General features: G+C 37.9%; 22 protein-coding genes. 21 read left to right on the forward strand and 1 reads right to left on the reverse strand.

Annotated elements, in window-relative coordinates; translation table 11 throughout:
- The 6 genes from IGI82_RS04290 (at position 1) to IGI82_RS04315 (ending at position 3249) form a co-directional block, all read left to right on the forward strand.
- Positions 1 to 861 carry a phage replisome organizer N-terminal domain-containing protein gene (locus IGI82_RS04290; RefSeq protein ID WP_271814920.1) on the forward strand — a complete coding sequence of 287 codons (861 nt, stop codon included), beginning with the start codon at positions 1 to 3 and terminating at the stop codon, positions 859 to 861.
- A complete protein-coding gene (locus IGI82_RS04295) occupies positions 836 to 1147 on the forward strand; it encodes a hypothetical protein (RefSeq protein ID WP_271814921.1) in 312 nt (103 codons plus the stop codon). Before IGI82_RS04290 ends, IGI82_RS04295 begins: the two co-directional genes overlap by 26 nt.
- A gap of 1 nt (position 1148) precedes the next feature.
- A complete protein-coding gene (locus IGI82_RS04300; RefSeq protein ID WP_301389823.1) occupies positions 1149 to 1331 on the forward strand; it encodes a hypothetical protein in 183 nt (60 codons plus the stop codon).
- Between the two features lie 108 nt (positions 1332 to 1439).
- The gene (ssb, locus tag IGI82_RS04305; protein WP_271814923.1) at positions 1440 to 1910 is read left to right on the forward strand and encodes a single-stranded DNA-binding protein; all 471 of its coding nucleotides are present in this window, start codon (positions 1440 to 1442) and stop codon (positions 1908 to 1910) included.
- Positions 1911 to 2060: 150 nt separating this feature from the next.
- Complete coding sequence (locus IGI82_RS04310; RefSeq protein ID WP_271814924.1) at positions 2061 to 2234, forward strand: hypothetical protein; 174 nt, start codon at positions 2061 to 2063, stop codon at positions 2232 to 2234.
- A 22-nt stretch (positions 2235 to 2256) separates the two neighbouring features.
- Positions 2257 to 3249: a tyrosine-type recombinase/integrase gene (locus tag IGI82_RS04315; RefSeq protein WP_413136818.1), complete on the forward strand. Its 993-nt coding sequence runs from the start codon at positions 2257 to 2259 to the stop codon at positions 3247 to 3249.
- A gap of 56 nt (positions 3250 to 3305) precedes the next feature.
- Here IGI82_RS04315 and IGI82_RS04320 read toward each other — a convergent pair whose 3' ends face one another.
- The gene (locus IGI82_RS04320; protein ID WP_438841785.1) at positions 3306 to 3491 is read right to left on the reverse strand and encodes a DUF6440 family protein; all 186 of its coding nucleotides are present in this window, start codon (positions 3489 to 3491) and stop codon (positions 3306 to 3308) included.
- A 118-nt stretch (positions 3492 to 3609) separates the two neighbouring features.
- Here IGI82_RS04320 and IGI82_RS04325 point away from each other — a divergent pair, with 118 nt between their 5' ends.
- From IGI82_RS04325 to IGI82_RS04395, 15 genes are all read left to right on the forward strand, one after another.
- Positions 3610 to 3786 (forward strand): hypothetical protein, encoded by a 177-nt coding sequence (locus IGI82_RS04325; protein WP_156248116.1) that lies wholly within the window; start codon positions 3610 to 3612, stop codon positions 3784 to 3786.
- A gap of 13 nt (positions 3787 to 3799) precedes the next feature.
- The gene (locus IGI82_RS04330; RefSeq protein ID WP_156248115.1) at positions 3800 to 3976 is read left to right on the forward strand and encodes a hypothetical protein; all 177 of its coding nucleotides are present in this window, start codon (positions 3800 to 3802) and stop codon (positions 3974 to 3976) included.
- Positions 3977 to 4864: 888 nt separating this feature from the next.
- On the forward strand, positions 4865 to 5176 hold the full coding sequence (locus tag IGI82_RS04335) for a hypothetical protein (protein WP_438841786.1): 312 nt from the start codon (positions 4865 to 4867) through the stop codon (positions 5174 to 5176).
- Positions 5177 to 5178: 2 nt separating this feature from the next.
- Entirely contained in the window at positions 5179 to 5373 is a 195-nt protein-coding gene (locus tag IGI82_RS04340; protein ID WP_438841787.1) for a hypothetical protein, read from the forward strand.
- 21 nt (positions 5374 to 5394) lie between these two features.
- On the forward strand, positions 5395 to 5799 hold the full coding sequence (locus tag IGI82_RS04345; RefSeq protein WP_438841788.1) for a YopX family protein: 405 nt from the start codon (positions 5395 to 5397) through the stop codon (positions 5797 to 5799).
- A complete protein-coding gene (locus IGI82_RS04350) occupies positions 5789 to 5989 on the forward strand; it encodes a hypothetical protein (protein WP_438841789.1) in 201 nt (66 codons plus the stop codon). The genes IGI82_RS04345 and IGI82_RS04350 overlap by 11 nt, the downstream gene beginning before the upstream one ends.
- A gap of 96 nt (positions 5990 to 6085) precedes the next feature.
- A complete protein-coding gene (locus IGI82_RS04355) occupies positions 6086 to 6499 on the forward strand; it encodes a hypothetical protein (RefSeq protein WP_244733442.1) in 414 nt (137 codons plus the stop codon).
- Between the two features lie 257 nt (positions 6500 to 6756).
- Positions 6757 to 7095 carry a hypothetical protein gene (locus IGI82_RS04360; protein WP_271814997.1) on the forward strand — a complete coding sequence of 113 codons (339 nt, stop codon included), beginning with the start codon at positions 6757 to 6759 and terminating at the stop codon, positions 7093 to 7095.
- A gap of 113 nt (positions 7096 to 7208) precedes the next feature.
- Entirely contained in the window at positions 7209 to 8378 is a 1170-nt protein-coding gene (locus IGI82_RS04365) for a helix-turn-helix domain-containing protein (protein WP_438841790.1), read from the forward strand.
- Entirely contained in the window at positions 8368 to 8616 is a 249-nt protein-coding gene (locus IGI82_RS04370; protein ID WP_428213747.1) for a hypothetical protein, read from the forward strand. The genes IGI82_RS04365 and IGI82_RS04370 overlap by 11 nt, the downstream gene beginning before the upstream one ends.
- Before the next feature lie 222 nt (positions 8617 to 8838).
- Positions 8839 to 9318: a terminase small subunit gene (locus tag IGI82_RS04375; protein WP_438841791.1), complete on the forward strand. Its 480-nt coding sequence runs from the start codon at positions 8839 to 8841 to the stop codon at positions 9316 to 9318.
- Positions 9311 to 10639 carry a PBSX family phage terminase large subunit gene (locus tag IGI82_RS04380; protein WP_428213746.1) on the forward strand — a complete coding sequence of 443 codons (1329 nt, stop codon included), beginning with the start codon at positions 9311 to 9313 and terminating at the stop codon, positions 10637 to 10639. Before IGI82_RS04375 ends, IGI82_RS04380 begins: the two co-directional genes overlap by 8 nt.
- Before the next feature lie 4 nt (positions 10640 to 10643).
- Entirely contained in the window at positions 10644 to 12083 is a 1440-nt protein-coding gene (locus IGI82_RS04385; RefSeq protein WP_438841792.1) for a phage portal protein, read from the forward strand.
- 11 nt (positions 12084 to 12094) lie between these two features.
- A complete protein-coding gene (locus tag IGI82_RS04390) occupies positions 12095 to 13240 on the forward strand; it encodes a minor capsid protein (protein ID WP_428213744.1) in 1146 nt (381 codons plus the stop codon).
- 85 nt (positions 13241 to 13325) lie between these two features.
- Positions 13326 to 14000: a hypothetical protein gene (locus IGI82_RS04395; RefSeq protein WP_428213743.1), complete on the forward strand. Its 675-nt coding sequence runs from the start codon at positions 13326 to 13328 to the stop codon at positions 13998 to 14000.
- The last annotated feature ends 111 nt before the right edge of the window (positions 14001 to 14111 follow it).

The following is a 14111-nucleotide window of genomic DNA, read 5'->3' on the forward strand; positions in this document are numbered from 1 at the left end:
GTGGCAGAAATAAGTTGGATTAAGCTTAAGACGACAATGTTTGATGATGAAAAAATAAGGTTAATTCAAGCTGTTCCTGAGTCAGATGCAATCTTAGTCATTTGGATAAGACTTCTCGTATTAGCAGGGAAGACTAATGATGATGGCTTGATCTATATACAAAGGAATATGCCCTATTCAGAAGAAATGTTAGCAACCCTTTTTGGCAAAAACGTTAACACAGTTAGATTAGCGCTGACGACCTTAGCTAGTTTCAACATGATCGATCTTAGCAACGATGGCTTAATAGTAATTAGTAATTGGGAAAAACATCAAAATGTTGAAGGCATGGAAAAGGTTAGAGAGCAAAATCGATTAAGGGCGAAAAAGCATTATGAGAAAAAGAAAAATTCTAACGTTAGTCTAACGTTAGATATAACGCAACCTAACGCAACAGATATAGATAAAGAATTAGATAAAGATATAGATAAAGAAAGAGATAAAGAGATAAAGAAAAAGAAAAAAACGCCGGTCCGTCATAAATACGGTGAATATCAAAATGTTCTTCTCAGTGACGAACAACTAGATAAGCTGAAATATGAATTCCCAAACGACTGGGAACAACGAATTGACAGAGTATCAGAATATTGTGAGTTGTCTGGGAAGACGTATAAAAACTACCTAGCAACAATTAGAGCTTGGGCGAAGAAGGATAAACAGCAACCTAAACGCAATTTTCAAGCCAAGCAAAACTACACAAGGCAAGAACAGTTGCCGGATTGGGCGAAAGAGCCAATCGATTATTCCGGTAAGAAAGCAAAAGTAACCGAAGAAGATCGAAGGAGGTTTTTGGAGGATGTCGGAGACGAAGAGGGATTTTAGTAAGCCGGTCAAGCTGATATTTGGTATGTTGCCACCAGAACAACAAGAACTCATGCAGTTCCCTTTAGATTCAATGACAGGCTACGTAAAGGAAACAGGAGATACAAGCGGAAAAGGCGCAGAAGCAAAATTCCGTACGTTTATGATTCTGTATCGGCACTGGCAGATATCAGAAAAAAAGGTGAATGCTAATTATTATGGCAACAGTTTTACTCAGGTCACGACCGATGAACTTTGGTCGGAAGCTCAACAACTTTACGTCAACCTAAAAAATGGGGGTAAGTAATATGGAAAAAGTTATTTGCTTAGATGGATGGCGGTTCGATTTTCCAAAAAGAACGTTAGCAAAGGCAGCGGCTTTATTAGATTCAGGAATGAAGCCGACAGAGGTTGCGCATGAGTTAAAGCTAACAGAAAGGGAAATAGCGGTCATAACGTTAGACCTGTTGGATAAACGTGATGCAATTTAAGAAAAATATGGTGATTACGATACCAGGAGAGCTGTTATCTGCTCCGCTTAGTAAACCAAAAGTAAAAGAACTCATGAAATACTTAAAAAAATGGTTGGAGGAAGAAAAATGATAAACAACGTTGTACTTGTCGGAAGACTAACGAAAGATCCGGATTTGAAATACACCGGGAACGGAACCGCAGTTGCCACCTTCACATTAGCTGTGAATCGCAACTTCACGAATCAGAGCGGAGAGCGAGAAGCGGATTTCATCAGTTGTGTAATTTGGAGAAAGTCAGCTGAAACATTAGCGAACTATGCGAAAAAAGGCGTGTTGATCGGAGTAACAGGGCGGATTCAAACTCGTTCTTACGATAACCAACAAGGACAAAAAGTTTATGTCACCGAAGTGATTGCGGACAACTTCCAGTTGTTAGAAAGCAAGAAAGCCGATTCTAGCCAAAACACACAAGGTAGCGGCGTTTCAAATAGTCAAACGAATAATTACACTCGCAACCAACAAAACACAAACAGCGCAACGGCAGACCCATTTGGAAACTCGTCAATTGATATCAGCGATGACGATTTACCATTTTGAGAGGTGAGCAGATGACGCCAACACAAATCCAAATCAGAAACATGTCGGATAAGGACCTAGTATGGAGAAAGAAAGTAATCGACAGCCATGTCGAGAGATTGCTTAAGCAACAAGAATGGCTAGCCGAGGAAATGGAGCGGAGAAGTAAAGATGAAAGTTAAAGTTTACGGTATGAAATCAGGCAATGTATATGCAACGGGTGAAAAGATTGATTGCATGAGAGCACTACACAAAAAGTTTCGTGACTTTCACAAAGGGATTAAGAAAGATATTGTCAATAATCCAATTTATGATGAACCACTGGCGATCAAACCTATTCGATAGCTAAAGAAATGGAGTGAATCCATTGAGCGATAAATTGATTAACAAAACTTTACTTGAACTACAGGACCTATTAAGCGGAGAGCAACTGAGACGGTTAAAAGACGTTTTGACAATTGAGTGTTCAAAATATTTAATCACTGAGCAGAAAAATGAAGTAGTAATTTACGATGAAACATCTGATATCGCTGCATACAAGCAGTTTTTCGTATCAAAGAAGATACAAGGCCTTTCGAGCGGTACTTTGAATCTTTACATGCAGACAATCAATCTCTTCATGAGAAGCGTTAGGAAGCCATTCAGAGATGTCACTACGAACGACATTCGATTGTTTATTGCCAACAGGGAAATGATCGATAAGGTTAGCAAAGGAACGCTAGCAAGAGAACGAGGTTGTATTGTTCGATTCTTCAAATGGTTATGCAACGAGGAATATATCGCAAAAGATCCTGGGACAAGAGTAGAAGCCATCAAAGTACCCAAACGTAGGAAACAGGAATTCAGCGAGCTAGAAGTTGAAAAGTTGCGATCAGCAACAGCAAATTCTAAAGAATCACTCGTAATTGAATTGCTGCTGAGTACCGGGTGTCGTGTCTCGGAATTAGTTTCTCTTAATTTTCGTGATTACGATCAAGAAAATGACTCAATCACAGTGATCGGTAAAGGCAATAAGCAGCGAACGCTATACCTGAATGCGAAAGCGAAGATGGCTTTGAACCACTATCTGAAAGACGTGCCACATATCACTGGACCACTATTTTTCGGACAAACAGTAGGTAAGGAAATGACATCAGCAGGAGTTCAGAAGCTAGTAAAGCGTTTGGGCGATCGAGCAGGTGTGGCAAATGTTCATCCGCATAGATTCAGACGTACTGCAGCCACCTTGGCAAGAAGACACGGGATGCCAATTGAATTAGTGATGAACTTCTTGGGTCATGAATCAATCGATACAACGTTGAAATATTCAATGATCGGTGACGAGGAACTCAAGTTGTCGCATCAAAAATTTGTTAGTTAAGAATCGGAAGATATTACCAACTTGGAAAGAAAAAAGACCAACACAAGTTGATCTAATTAATCCTTATAATGAATACTTCCATCTGGCTCTAGTCTTGGTGTAATTGCGACGCCTTTTCCCTCAGAACCGATAACAATTGTTTGAATATATTGTACCTGTGTCTCGGGATCAGTAATAACAAAGATTTCGTTGGCTCTGCCTTTATAAACTTTTTCAACTTCAAATTCAATATTGTTCGCCATAGAATCACTCCTTTTAAATAAAATACCACAATAAACAAACAAAATAAATAAATACTATAAACGTTTGTAGATATGAAAATTTAGCAACGACAGATATTACAAACTAGGAGGACTTACAATGACTGAAGAAAAAAATCAGCTAGAAGAAAGAATTGAAAAACTGGAAAAGCTAGTAGAGAAACAGGAAACTCAAATTGAAAGATGCAGTCTAGCAGTTGAGCTTTTATTAGCTGGTCATGAAAAACAAGCTTACAAAGCTTTACAAGGCTATGATTTAGGTGATTTCGAATATTGATTGGAGGAAGAATATGAACCAGAAGCAACAAATAGCAATAGAAAGAGGGAAAAAGGATTACTTTGAAACAAGCGATGTTTATAGCGCTGTTAATAACATGATGTTTTATATAGATGCTCCACTGTCTGACAAAGAATGGGCTGCAGCTGTCATTGAATTTTTAACATGGGTCAAAGATCAGACAGGATGATTCCACAATCCACCAAAATAGTCAACTAGCGAAATGAGATAAGTATTAGTTGTGATTTTCAGATTTCTTTAGTTTCATTGCTCGTATTAGATGGACGCAAAAGCTAGCAAAAAATAAAAGCCCTGCAATTTTTGGAATGGCACCAATTGAAGTTAAAAATAAAAAAGCTGCTATAAGGTTTACAAAAGCGGCTAACAGATAAAGGTAGAAACTAGTTTTTCTGTTCAATGTACTCACTCCTTTTGAACAGAATATCATATTTTATTTTTAATGTAAAAAAATAATTAAAAAGAAAGTCTTGAATAAATAATTTCACTATCTACGGAAATAAAAAAAACTACCCTAATAGAGTAGTAACTATGTCACAGATTATCTTTATTAGAATCGGCAATCCCATGTTTAACTGCTAACCTGATGATTCCATAAAGCATAAATCCTATAAAAATATACCAAATAAAAGCTAAAAAAGTTCCCAAAGCAATACCTCCTTTTAGGTATTGTAACATATTTTATATTTTACCAAGTCAGTTATCCGACGAAATGCTTTAATCAGAACAGATAATTAAAGGGATTCAAAATTTCTAAAAACAAGTTAAGAAATAATTCTTTAAAGTTTACAAAGAAAGGTTCTCTTTTAAAAACTAATCTAAAAAAACTGATTATGAGAGATGCGAAGAGACACAACAAAAAATATATCAAAGCAAATATTAGTATTACTGAAACTACTTCTTTTACTTTGTCCATAAAAAGACTCCTTTTTAATTAATAATCAAATTATATCATTAAGGGGAGTCAGCAACCCTTACAGTATTGCAAGACAGTAAATAATAAAAGATAGTAGTAAATTTCCGCAATCGTCAGCGATAGAAAACTAAAGGAGGTAAATCAATGCCAGTAAAAGGTAAAAGTAAATTCGAATATAGTGAGTTTTACGGTGATTGGAACTTTTGGGGTGGATTCAGCAAACAGAAGTTCACCAAAGAAGAAGCAGTCAATGCTTGGCGTGAAGAACTTTCCGGACTTGATGAGGATGTTCCTTTCGTAATCGAGGATGCTTTTGTCCGCTATAGATTTGGACGCAATGAAGACAACGAGCCGATGTCCTGTTGGTGGATTGAATGGCAGGATTTTGGCAATAAATCAGTACCAGTTTGGTCAATTAGGCGGCAGGAATCTTGGGAAAAGGAACAGGAGGGATAACAATGAAATACATCATTACCACTGACAACGAGGAACAAGGATGGCTTGATTCATTCAATGGCTACTTTGACAAAGATTATAAGATGGGGCAAGCGATTGAAGAGGGTGAAATTGATGAACTTGAGAGAAATATTCACCAATTTAACAATGAACTTGCTTGTGGTCGTGCTATTCGTTTGATTGAACAGGAGGGATAAGATGGTACCACAATTTAGAGCGTGGGTAAGGAAGAAAACCTTTGGATTAAGGTTGCATCTTTGGTTTTTGATGAAGAAGGGGAAATGTGGTATTTGGGTCCGGTTATGGACGATTTTAATCCTGTTTATTATGAAAATGAACTTGGTAAAACATGGGAAATAATGCAATCCACTGGTTTGAAAGACAAGAACGACGTGGAGATTTTCGAGGGGGATATCGTTTCAGTAAGAAATCATCCATTTCAGAAAACAGAAAAATCGGGCGCTGGCATCGAAATTGATGGTGATTATGCGATTTCTTGGAATGAAGGGGACCTAACTTGGTGTGCGGGTAATCTTTTGTTAGCAAGATTAAAACCTTATGTAACTGTCGCCGGCAACATCTACGAGAAACCAGAACTTTTGGATCAATCCAATGAAAGTTAATCATTATACGGTACTGGCTGTTGTATCAATACTGCTAACGATCGCTGGCTTGAGTTGGCTATCCTATACAATAGTTGACCAACAACAGCAGATTGAGCAGCTACAAGAACAGCTGCAACATGAGCAAATGAAGTACAAGATTATTATTAACGATCCGCTAGTACGAGATGCGATGGAAAGTGGAGGATAAATGATGGACTTTGCAGTAGCGATTTTTTTCGCAGTCGTAGCGACAGTGGTTGCAAGCGTGATTTTTGGTAAGGAAGATAATAAGGAGGGCAAGTGATTGAGTAAGAATGATTCATTAATCAATGAGCTAGATAGAAAGTTTGCTAACTATCATGCATATAACAAAGAGATTGCTATTCGAAAAGAGGAGCTGAAGCTTCGAGAAGTCGATGAAAATATCGGCGGTGGTCGAAGCAATATCATGAGTAATCCGATTGAGTCACAGGTTATAAAAGAAATGTCTGATCCATACATTATGAATCGAGAACTGTGGAAAAAGGCAGTCAAAGAAACTCTAAGCGATCAAAGCGCGGAGATAAGACAGTTGATTGAGACAAAATACTGGGGTGAAGATAGCTGGATGGATTGGAAATCTTTCGGAGATAAACACGGATACAGCAAACCAACAATCTATCGGATCCGTCAAAAAGTATTATTCGATTTTGGTAGAAGAATTGGCGAAATCAATTAATTTGAGACAAAAATGTATAGTTGTCTCACTGTCAATAGGGGTAAAATAGTATTATCAGATATCATCCACAAGCAAATGACAGATCACTCTCCTTTCATTAATGCTTAGTTGGTGTTTGTGGGCGATAAATAGATTTTTGCAGTGAGCAAGGCAAATCTTTCTCAGTGAGTTAATAGATTTAGAAAGGTTAAAAAAATCTAACTATCAATGGGCGTTTCTTCTTTTCCTGTTATTATAAAAGGAAAAGGAGTTTTTTTATGATATCAGATGATTATCAGGACATTAGAGAGTTTAAGCAATACCTTCAAATTGAAAAGAGAATATCTTCTTGTGGAGAGGGAGAAGTTGAGGTAATGGTTTCTCTTATTGAACAGAACGATAGACTTTCTGTGCCGATATTGATATTAACAATGGATTCAAATAGGTTTGGTATCGAGATTTTCTGGGATAGAGTAAACATTAGTGATGAACAGGTTAAATCGATGGGTCTGTGGTCAAGGTATAGTACCGGATATAATTATAATTTCAGATTTTCTGATAAGGACAAAACATTAACTATTTTTGATAGCAAAAAGAAAATATTAGTTTTTAAGTAAGAACTTAACGCTCACAATTGTGGGTGTTTTTTTATTGTGGGTAACTTTTTTTAATATAAGAATAACGTGAGGTGGTAATCATTACTAAATGGACGGAACCGCAGGTCAAGCGATTGTCGGAATTGGCAAATGAAGGACTAACAAATATAGAGATAGCGCCTATGCTGTCAGAGGAGTTCGGCAAAGAGTTCTCGTGGCCAAGCGTTAGAAGTAAACGTGCCAGGTTGAAGCTGCCACCGAGCGAAAAGAATATGCGTGTTAAGCAAACTGATAAGGCTAAGAAGAATGTAGTATCTACAGAAATTAAATCAGATGGGACACAGACAAACCTTATCAAGTTACGTATGACTGAAGAGCAGTCAAAGAATCCTGATTATGTATTACAAGCACACGGATACGATCCCGAAAATTGGGAACTGGTCCAAGCGACTAACAATATTTGGGAACAGAACAACCAAGTAGATGGACTTATACAGCTTTATCAATCAAAGATAGTTGTTAAGCCGAAACCTAAAGGATTTAACTTAGCAGCCTTCACTGAATCGATTAAGCCAGTAAAAATAACAGCTATCAAAATAGGAGATAGAAACCTATTCATCGGTTTGGCTGATTGGCACTTTGGAATCACCAAGCTAGAGGATTTACAAGATAAGCTAGCGAGAATGATTGAAGTTATCTCAAAAGGCTATAAGCAGATTGTTATTGGTCAGCTAGGAGATTTATTCCATAGCAGCCAAATTAAGAAGTCGGTCACGATGGCTGGCACACAGCTAGATGATGTGGACATGGAGCAAGCGATTAAAGACGCTCGCTCCTTTTTTGATGTGTTGATTACTGAGTGTGTGAGACATTCGAAGCAAGTGACTGTCGAACACGCTGAAGGTAATCACAGCGGATCGATCGAGTATATGTTTCTCCTATACCTAGAAGCCAAGTACCCAGATATCCAAGTGCATGCGCACAACAAATATCGACAAGCGTTCATGTTGGATAACGTGGCGATCATGATTACTCATGGGCAGTATGGCAAGAGGAAGGATTTGCCGATGTTGTTTGCTACTGAGTATAGCGATATATGGAGTAAGGCAACTACACGGGAGATAATCACTGGTCATTTTCACACGCAACAGACAAACGACTATCAAGGTGTGATCCATCGTCAGTTAGGGACCATTAAGCCGAATGACAACTACGAGATTGAGAACGGTTGGACGATGGGCAAGAAGGTGCTGCAGTTGTTTGAATATGATAGTGAAAGGTTGAGGGTGACTTATGACATCTAAAAACAAAACGTTCTATGTATATGTGAGTTGCTTAAGCGATATTTACTTTTTAGATGAATACGATGAAGAAATCACTTCAAGAGTTTGCCCTATGTGTGGAGATTCAGATGACTATGTTGGATCTTTTGATAATGTAGAAGACCTCGTTAAGGAAGCTTGCTACGATAACTGGTATTGCTTTAGAGAAGATTATGTGCGCGAGTCTTGGAACAAGCACATGAAGCTAGTAGGTGACTGATATGCATTACTACTACATCCAACTATCGGTAGAAATATTAAGGCATAAGAACATTCGTCAAGCGGAGTTGAAACCAAAGCACACGTTGCTTGAATGCTTTCAGCAGTTTAGCGACGAGTACATCGATCGGCATAGGTTGATATACATTGGGCATGGTTGGAAGAGTGATCCGCATATTGTGGAGAGGTTGAACAGATTTTTATAGAAAGGTGATGATGGAAAATGAGTTTAAACCCTAAACAAAGAGCCTTTGCTGATGAGTACATCATCACAGGTAACGCAGAACAGTCGGCTATTAAAGCAGGGTACAGTGAAAGTTATGCAAGGGGACAAAGTTATAAATTGTTGGCAAATGTCGGCATTAAAGAATATATAGACCAGCGGATCCAAGAAATTCAAAATGACAAGATTCTAACTCAAACAGAAATACTTGTCATGCTGTCTGAAATAGCAAAGGGCGAGATCCCTGAGTTGAAAGAAGTTGTAACGAAAAAAGGTGAGTTCGTAGTCAATCCTAATAGTGAAGACGGTAAGAAACAACTTGTCTACAACGAAAGAGTTGAGTTGATACCTATTCCGCCAAAGACGAGTGATAAAAACAAAGCTTTGGAGTTGCTTGGTAAGCGATATGCTATGTGGACTGATAAGCAGGATATCACAGCAAATGAGGTCGTAACGATTGTAGATGATATAGATGAGTAGAGTCGTTTTATCTGAAATTGTACTTGATCAATTTAAACCATTCTGGATAGCTTCAAAGAAAAAGAAGCATCTACGCTATGTTTTAAAAGGTGGGCGTGGTTCTGGGAAGTCTTTTCATATTCCTATGAGAATCATGCTAGATATTATGGAATATCCTGTCTCGGCTATCGGTGTTCGGAAGGTTCAAAATACTATTCTAAAATCAGTATATGCGAACTTTAAAGGTGCTGCGAATGCAATGGGCGTTCGGCATCTTTTTCGTTTTGTCGATTCCAAGCTTGAAATCACTTATAAGCCTAGAGGAAACAAGATTTATTTCGCTGGCGCTGACGATTCGGACAAGATCAAATCGATTAAAGATGCAGACTTTCCTTTAGCTATTATGTGGATAGAGGAATTGGCAGAGTTTAAAAATGAAGACGAAGTAACAACCATTGAGAACTCAGTATTGCGTGAAGAGTTGGAGGGTAAGATAGCCAACTTCTCGATGCGTAAGCGAGTCTATCCATTCGATTATAGTTTCTATTACTCATATAATCCGCCGAAAAGACGGCAGTCGTGGGTTAACAAAAAATATGAATCTAGCTTTATTGATGCTAATACATATGTTGACCATTCGACATACCTAGGTAATCCGCATCTTTCCAAGAAGTTTATCGAAGAAGCTGAAAATGTTAAAAAGAATAAACCTATGAAGTATCGTTGGGAATATATGGGTGAAGCGATCGGTTCAGGCGTGGTTCCTTTCGATAATTTGCACATCGAACCAGGATCTATCTCTGATGAAATGGTGGCAAACTTCGATAACATCCGTAACGGCTTAGACTTTGGTTATGCTACGGATCCATTGGCATTCGTGCGGTGGCATTATGACAAGAAGAAAAATGGTATTTATGCTATCGATGAAATATACGGTGTGAAAATGAGTAACCGTGAATTTGCTGGTAAAGCATGCTCAAAAGGATATGGTTCAGATGAGGTCTTTGCAGATTCGGCAGAACCAAAAAGTATAGATGAATTAAGATATGACCAAGGGATGAAGAAAGTTAAGGGCGTCAAGAAAGGCCCTGATTCGGTTGAGTATGGAGAGCAATGGTTGGATGATCTGGATTTCATATGCATTGATCCCAAGAGAACACCGAACATTGCGAGAGAGTTCGAAAATATCGATTATCAGACGGATAAGGATGGCAATCCCAAGCCGCGTCTTGAAGATAAAGATAATCATACGATCGATGCTACTAGATATGCTTTTAGTGATGATATGAAGAAGAAAACAATTACTATCAAAAAACAACCAGAATGGTTAACAAGAAGGTGAAAGAATGGCAATTGCTATTGATCGTGAATTAGCTGGTGATATTAATAATCCTAGTATGGAAGTAATCAATTTCTGCATGGATGAGCATAAGAAAGAAATACCACGGCTGGATATGTTGTTTGATTACTATGAAGGGAACCCACATAAGATCGGACAAACGAAGATTCGAACACCACACGACATGGATGAAATCTTTGTCAACAACGCTAAATATGTAACGGATATGATGGTAGGATTCACCGTCGGCGCTCCTGTATCTTATGCACCAGCAAAGGATAAAGACATTACGCCTGTTACGGATGCGTTAGAAAAGATGAAAATTAAGAAGCACGATAAAGAATTAGAAAAAGGTCTATCAACAATGGGCATGGGACTTGAGTTACATTACCTTGCTATTAAACCCGGTACCGAAGGAAACGATGTTCCTGAAACCATACCTAAGATTGCTTGGATTGATCCAAGAGGTATGTTTTTAGTGGTTGATGATACTATCGACCGAACGAAGCTATTTGCTGTTCGTATGGTCAAGAAGCGTGACTTGAAAAGAAGAACATTCTGGGAGATAACAGTTTACACTCCAAAGTGGGTGATCACTTATTTATCTAAAACGAAGCGATTAGACCCTACAAGCTTAATCAATAAATCGCCGAATCCTAAAGTTAAACCACATTACTACAAGGATGTGCCTGTGGTCGAATTTAGGAATAACGAAGAAAAACAAGGCGACTATGAGCAGCAACTGTCCCAGATAGATGGGTACAACGTCTTACAGACTGATCGTATCAAAGACAAGAAGAACTTTGTCAAAGCGATTATGATCATGTTTGGATTTGGTCTGCCAGACGAAAAGCCAGATGAGATTAATGGAACAATGGCTATAGAAGCGCCAGCCAAATCAGATGGCGGAGATTTCCAGTATGCTACTAACACGTTTGATGAAACTCAAGTACAAACACTAGCAGATTCATTGCTAGACGATTTTCATAAGACAACTTATGTACCAAATCTTAATGATGAGAACTTTGCTGGTACTCAATCTGGAGAAGCGATGAAATATAAACTGTTTGGATTATTACTTGTATTGTCAATCAAGATCGGATATTTAGAAGATGGAATTATGCAGCGTTTGGAATTGTTGCAAAACATCTTGAACGTAAAAGGACATAATGTAGATGTTGAAGGAACAACAATCAAGTTTAAACCTAACTTGCCAATTAACCGATCGGATATCATAAATCAGATCAAGGAATCGCAAGAGTTTATACCGTTATTAATTAGTTTAGGTTGGTTGGACGATATCGATAATCCACAAGAAGTGGTTGAAATGTTGAATCAGCAAAAAGAGGAAAACATGAAATTGCAAGCCAGAGCTTTGGGGGTTCAAGCTGAAGATAGTCATTCGGATTTGGATGATCAACCTGAAGATGATGTTCAGGAAGATTAGGAGCTGATTAAATGGCTCAAAAGAAACGTAAGCTATCCTATTGGGAGCGCCGCAATGTTGATGCTGAACAAAAAATAAACGATGGCGCTATCAAAGTTGAGGAAGCTGTAGCAAAAGCCTACAGGCAAGCGCAGACCTACTTAACCCAAAAGGTTAGAAAGTTATTCGCTCGCTCTCAACAACGCTCTGGGCTATCTGAGGTCGAAGCTAAAAGGATGCTAAATCAAACAACGTCAGTTGAAGAGTTAGCAGAATTGAGAAAGCTATCTAAACAGATTAAAGATCCTGCATTACAAGCTGCAGCAAAAAACAGATTGCAAGCATTAGCATATAAAGAGCGTATCACTCGTGCAGAGGACTTGAAAGCCAAGTCTTTTTTAGTTTCTAAGCAAGTTGCAGATGTTCAGTTAGAAAAGCAGACAGAGTTCTATGTAGATGCTATTCATGAGTCATATCGTGAGGCTACTGCTGAATCGGTCATTCGTAAGGCGCAAGAGAATGCTAAGAATGGTGTAGTCATAGAGGTGTGGAATAAAAAGGATTATCAGTTCAAAGAATTATCGACCAGGTATACAAAGAACATCCTCGATAGCCACTGGCATGGATCAAATTATTCTAAACGGATATGGGGCGATACTGAAGCATTAGCCAAACGCCTTGGGGAGCTATTTACGGTTGAGAGCATGACTGGTATGTCTGAGTTTGAGATGGCAAAGGCAATAGCTAGTGAGTTTGATCGCTCTATTGGTGTTGCTAGGCGGTTGATACGTACAGAAGCTAACTACATGGCTAACCAAGCAAAACTCAAAGCGTGGAAAGATAATGGTGTAAAAGAGTACATGCTAGTAGCTGTGCTGGACTTGCGAACGTCTGAAATCTGCAAAGGCAAAGATCACAAAATTTATCCAGTTTCTGAAGCTAAGGTAAACGGTGCTAGCGGAACGTATCCGCCTTTCCATCCTTGGTGCAGAACGATAGCAGTAATGTACAGCAAACGCACCATGAAGCTACCTAGAAACGCTTTAGATCCTATCAGCGGTAAAGTCATTCCAATCAGAGGTGACACAACCTATAACGAATGGATGGATAAGTTGAAAGAAAAGTATTCGGATGATGAAATTGTATTTCAGAAAAAGAAAATAAAAAAAGCTAGATAGTCCATGAAAATTTAACAAATATCTTAGTATATATTTGATATTTTAAAAATAAACACTTACTATCTTCTAAAAGGAGGTAGTAACAATGGGGATAATTAGCAAACTATTCTTTGATCATAACGGCGATTTTCTGTGGGCTTCCATAACAGCGGGTATTGCTTTAGTGGGAACTTTTTATCAAACTTATTTGAACAAGGTTAATTATAAAAGAAATACAATTAACGCTTCTCGTATCAAATGGATTCAAAACGTAAGAGAACAATCTGTAAATTTTATAGAGAGTTGCTATATTCTAATAAGCTTTCTGAAAACTACTACGGAAAAATCAGAAAATATAAACGGAAACATAGTATTTACAAACTTGGATACTAATTCAAGGTATATCAAAATGAAGCTTGATATCCAGAAAAACGGTGATTTGCTCATGCTATACTTTGGTCCCGATTCATCTGGATTGAATGATTATATAAGTTATTTTATTTTTATTCTTACTAAGGATTTAGCAAACTTTGAACAAAAAGGATATGTTGATGAAAATAATAATATTAAGCATTCTCGAACTTTATTTTCTTTCACAGAGTTCATCAGGATATACCTAAAAATAGAATGGCTGAAAGCTAGCAAGCTAATTAAGGATAAAGATTCGGAGAATATTTTAAAAAAAGACGAGATATTCATTGCAATCGAAAAAGCTTACGCTGATCATGTTGATGAATCTAAGGAATGGAAGAGTTCGTTTTTTTCAAATATTAATGATTAATAAGCCCATTAGCTACTTGGGGCTTTACAAATTAAGTGAGCAATAATCTAATAACGTGTGTGGGTTCAAAATAGAATACCAAAGGTAGAGCACTGTGTCTGGGCGAAAGCG

This window comes from Enterococcus sp. AZ067 (assembly GCF_051715005.1).
GTDB lineage: Bacteria > Bacillota > Bacilli > Lactobacillales > Enterococcaceae > Enterococcus_D > Enterococcus_D casseliflavus.

Coding starts and splice junctions, on each gene's coding strand:
- IGI82_RS04335 (WP_438841786.1), top strand. CDS start 4,865: ATGCCAGTAAAAGGTAAAAGTAAATTCGAATATAGTGAGTTTTACGGT.
- IGI82_RS04300 (WP_301389823.1), top strand. CDS start 1,149: ATGGAAAAAGTTATTTGCTTAGATGGATGGCGGTTCGATTTTCCAAAA.
- IGI82_RS04325 (WP_156248116.1), top strand. CDS start 3,610: ATGACTGAAGAAAAAAATCAGCTAGAAGAAAGAATTGAAAAACTGGAA.
- IGI82_RS04350 (WP_438841789.1), top strand. CDS start 5,789: ATGAAAGTTAATCATTATACGGTACTGGCTGTTGTATCAATACTGCTA.
- IGI82_RS04395 (WP_428213743.1), top strand. CDS start 13,326: ATGGGGATAATTAGCAAACTATTCTTTGATCATAACGGCGATTTTCTG.
- IGI82_RS04310 (WP_271814924.1), top strand. CDS start 2,061: ATGAAAGTTAAAGTTTACGGTATGAAATCAGGCAATGTATATGCAACG.
- IGI82_RS04370 (WP_428213747.1), top strand. CDS start 8,368: ATGACATCTAAAAACAAAACGTTCTATGTATATGTGAGTTGCTTAAGC.
- IGI82_RS04295 (WP_271814921.1), top strand. CDS start 836: ATGTCGGAGACGAAGAGGGATTTTAGTAAGCCGGTCAAGCTGATATTT.
- IGI82_RS04390 (WP_428213744.1), top strand. CDS start 12,095: ATGGCTCAAAAGAAACGTAAGCTATCCTATTGGGAGCGCCGCAATGTT.
- IGI82_RS04320 (WP_438841785.1), bottom strand. CDS start 3,491: ATGGCGAACAATATTGAATTTGAAGTTGAAAAAGTTTATAAAGGCAGA.
- IGI82_RS04385 (WP_438841792.1), top strand. CDS start 10,644: ATGGCAATTGCTATTGATCGTGAATTAGCTGGTGATATTAATAATCCT.
- IGI82_RS04360 (WP_271814997.1), top strand. CDS start 6,757: ATGATATCAGATGATTATCAGGACATTAGAGAGTTTAAGCAATACCTT.
- IGI82_RS04380 (WP_428213746.1), top strand. CDS start 9,311: ATGAGTAGAGTCGTTTTATCTGAAATTGTACTTGATCAATTTAAACCA.
- ssb (WP_271814923.1), top strand. CDS start 1,440: ATGATAAACAACGTTGTACTTGTCGGAAGACTAACGAAAGATCCGGAT.
- IGI82_RS04375 (WP_438841791.1), top strand. CDS start 8,839: ATGAGTTTAAACCCTAAACAAAGAGCCTTTGCTGATGAGTACATCATC.
- IGI82_RS04330 (WP_156248115.1), top strand. CDS start 3,800: ATGAACCAGAAGCAACAAATAGCAATAGAAAGAGGGAAAAAGGATTAC.
- IGI82_RS04340 (WP_438841787.1), top strand. CDS start 5,179: ATGAAATACATCATTACCACTGACAACGAGGAACAAGGATGGCTTGAT.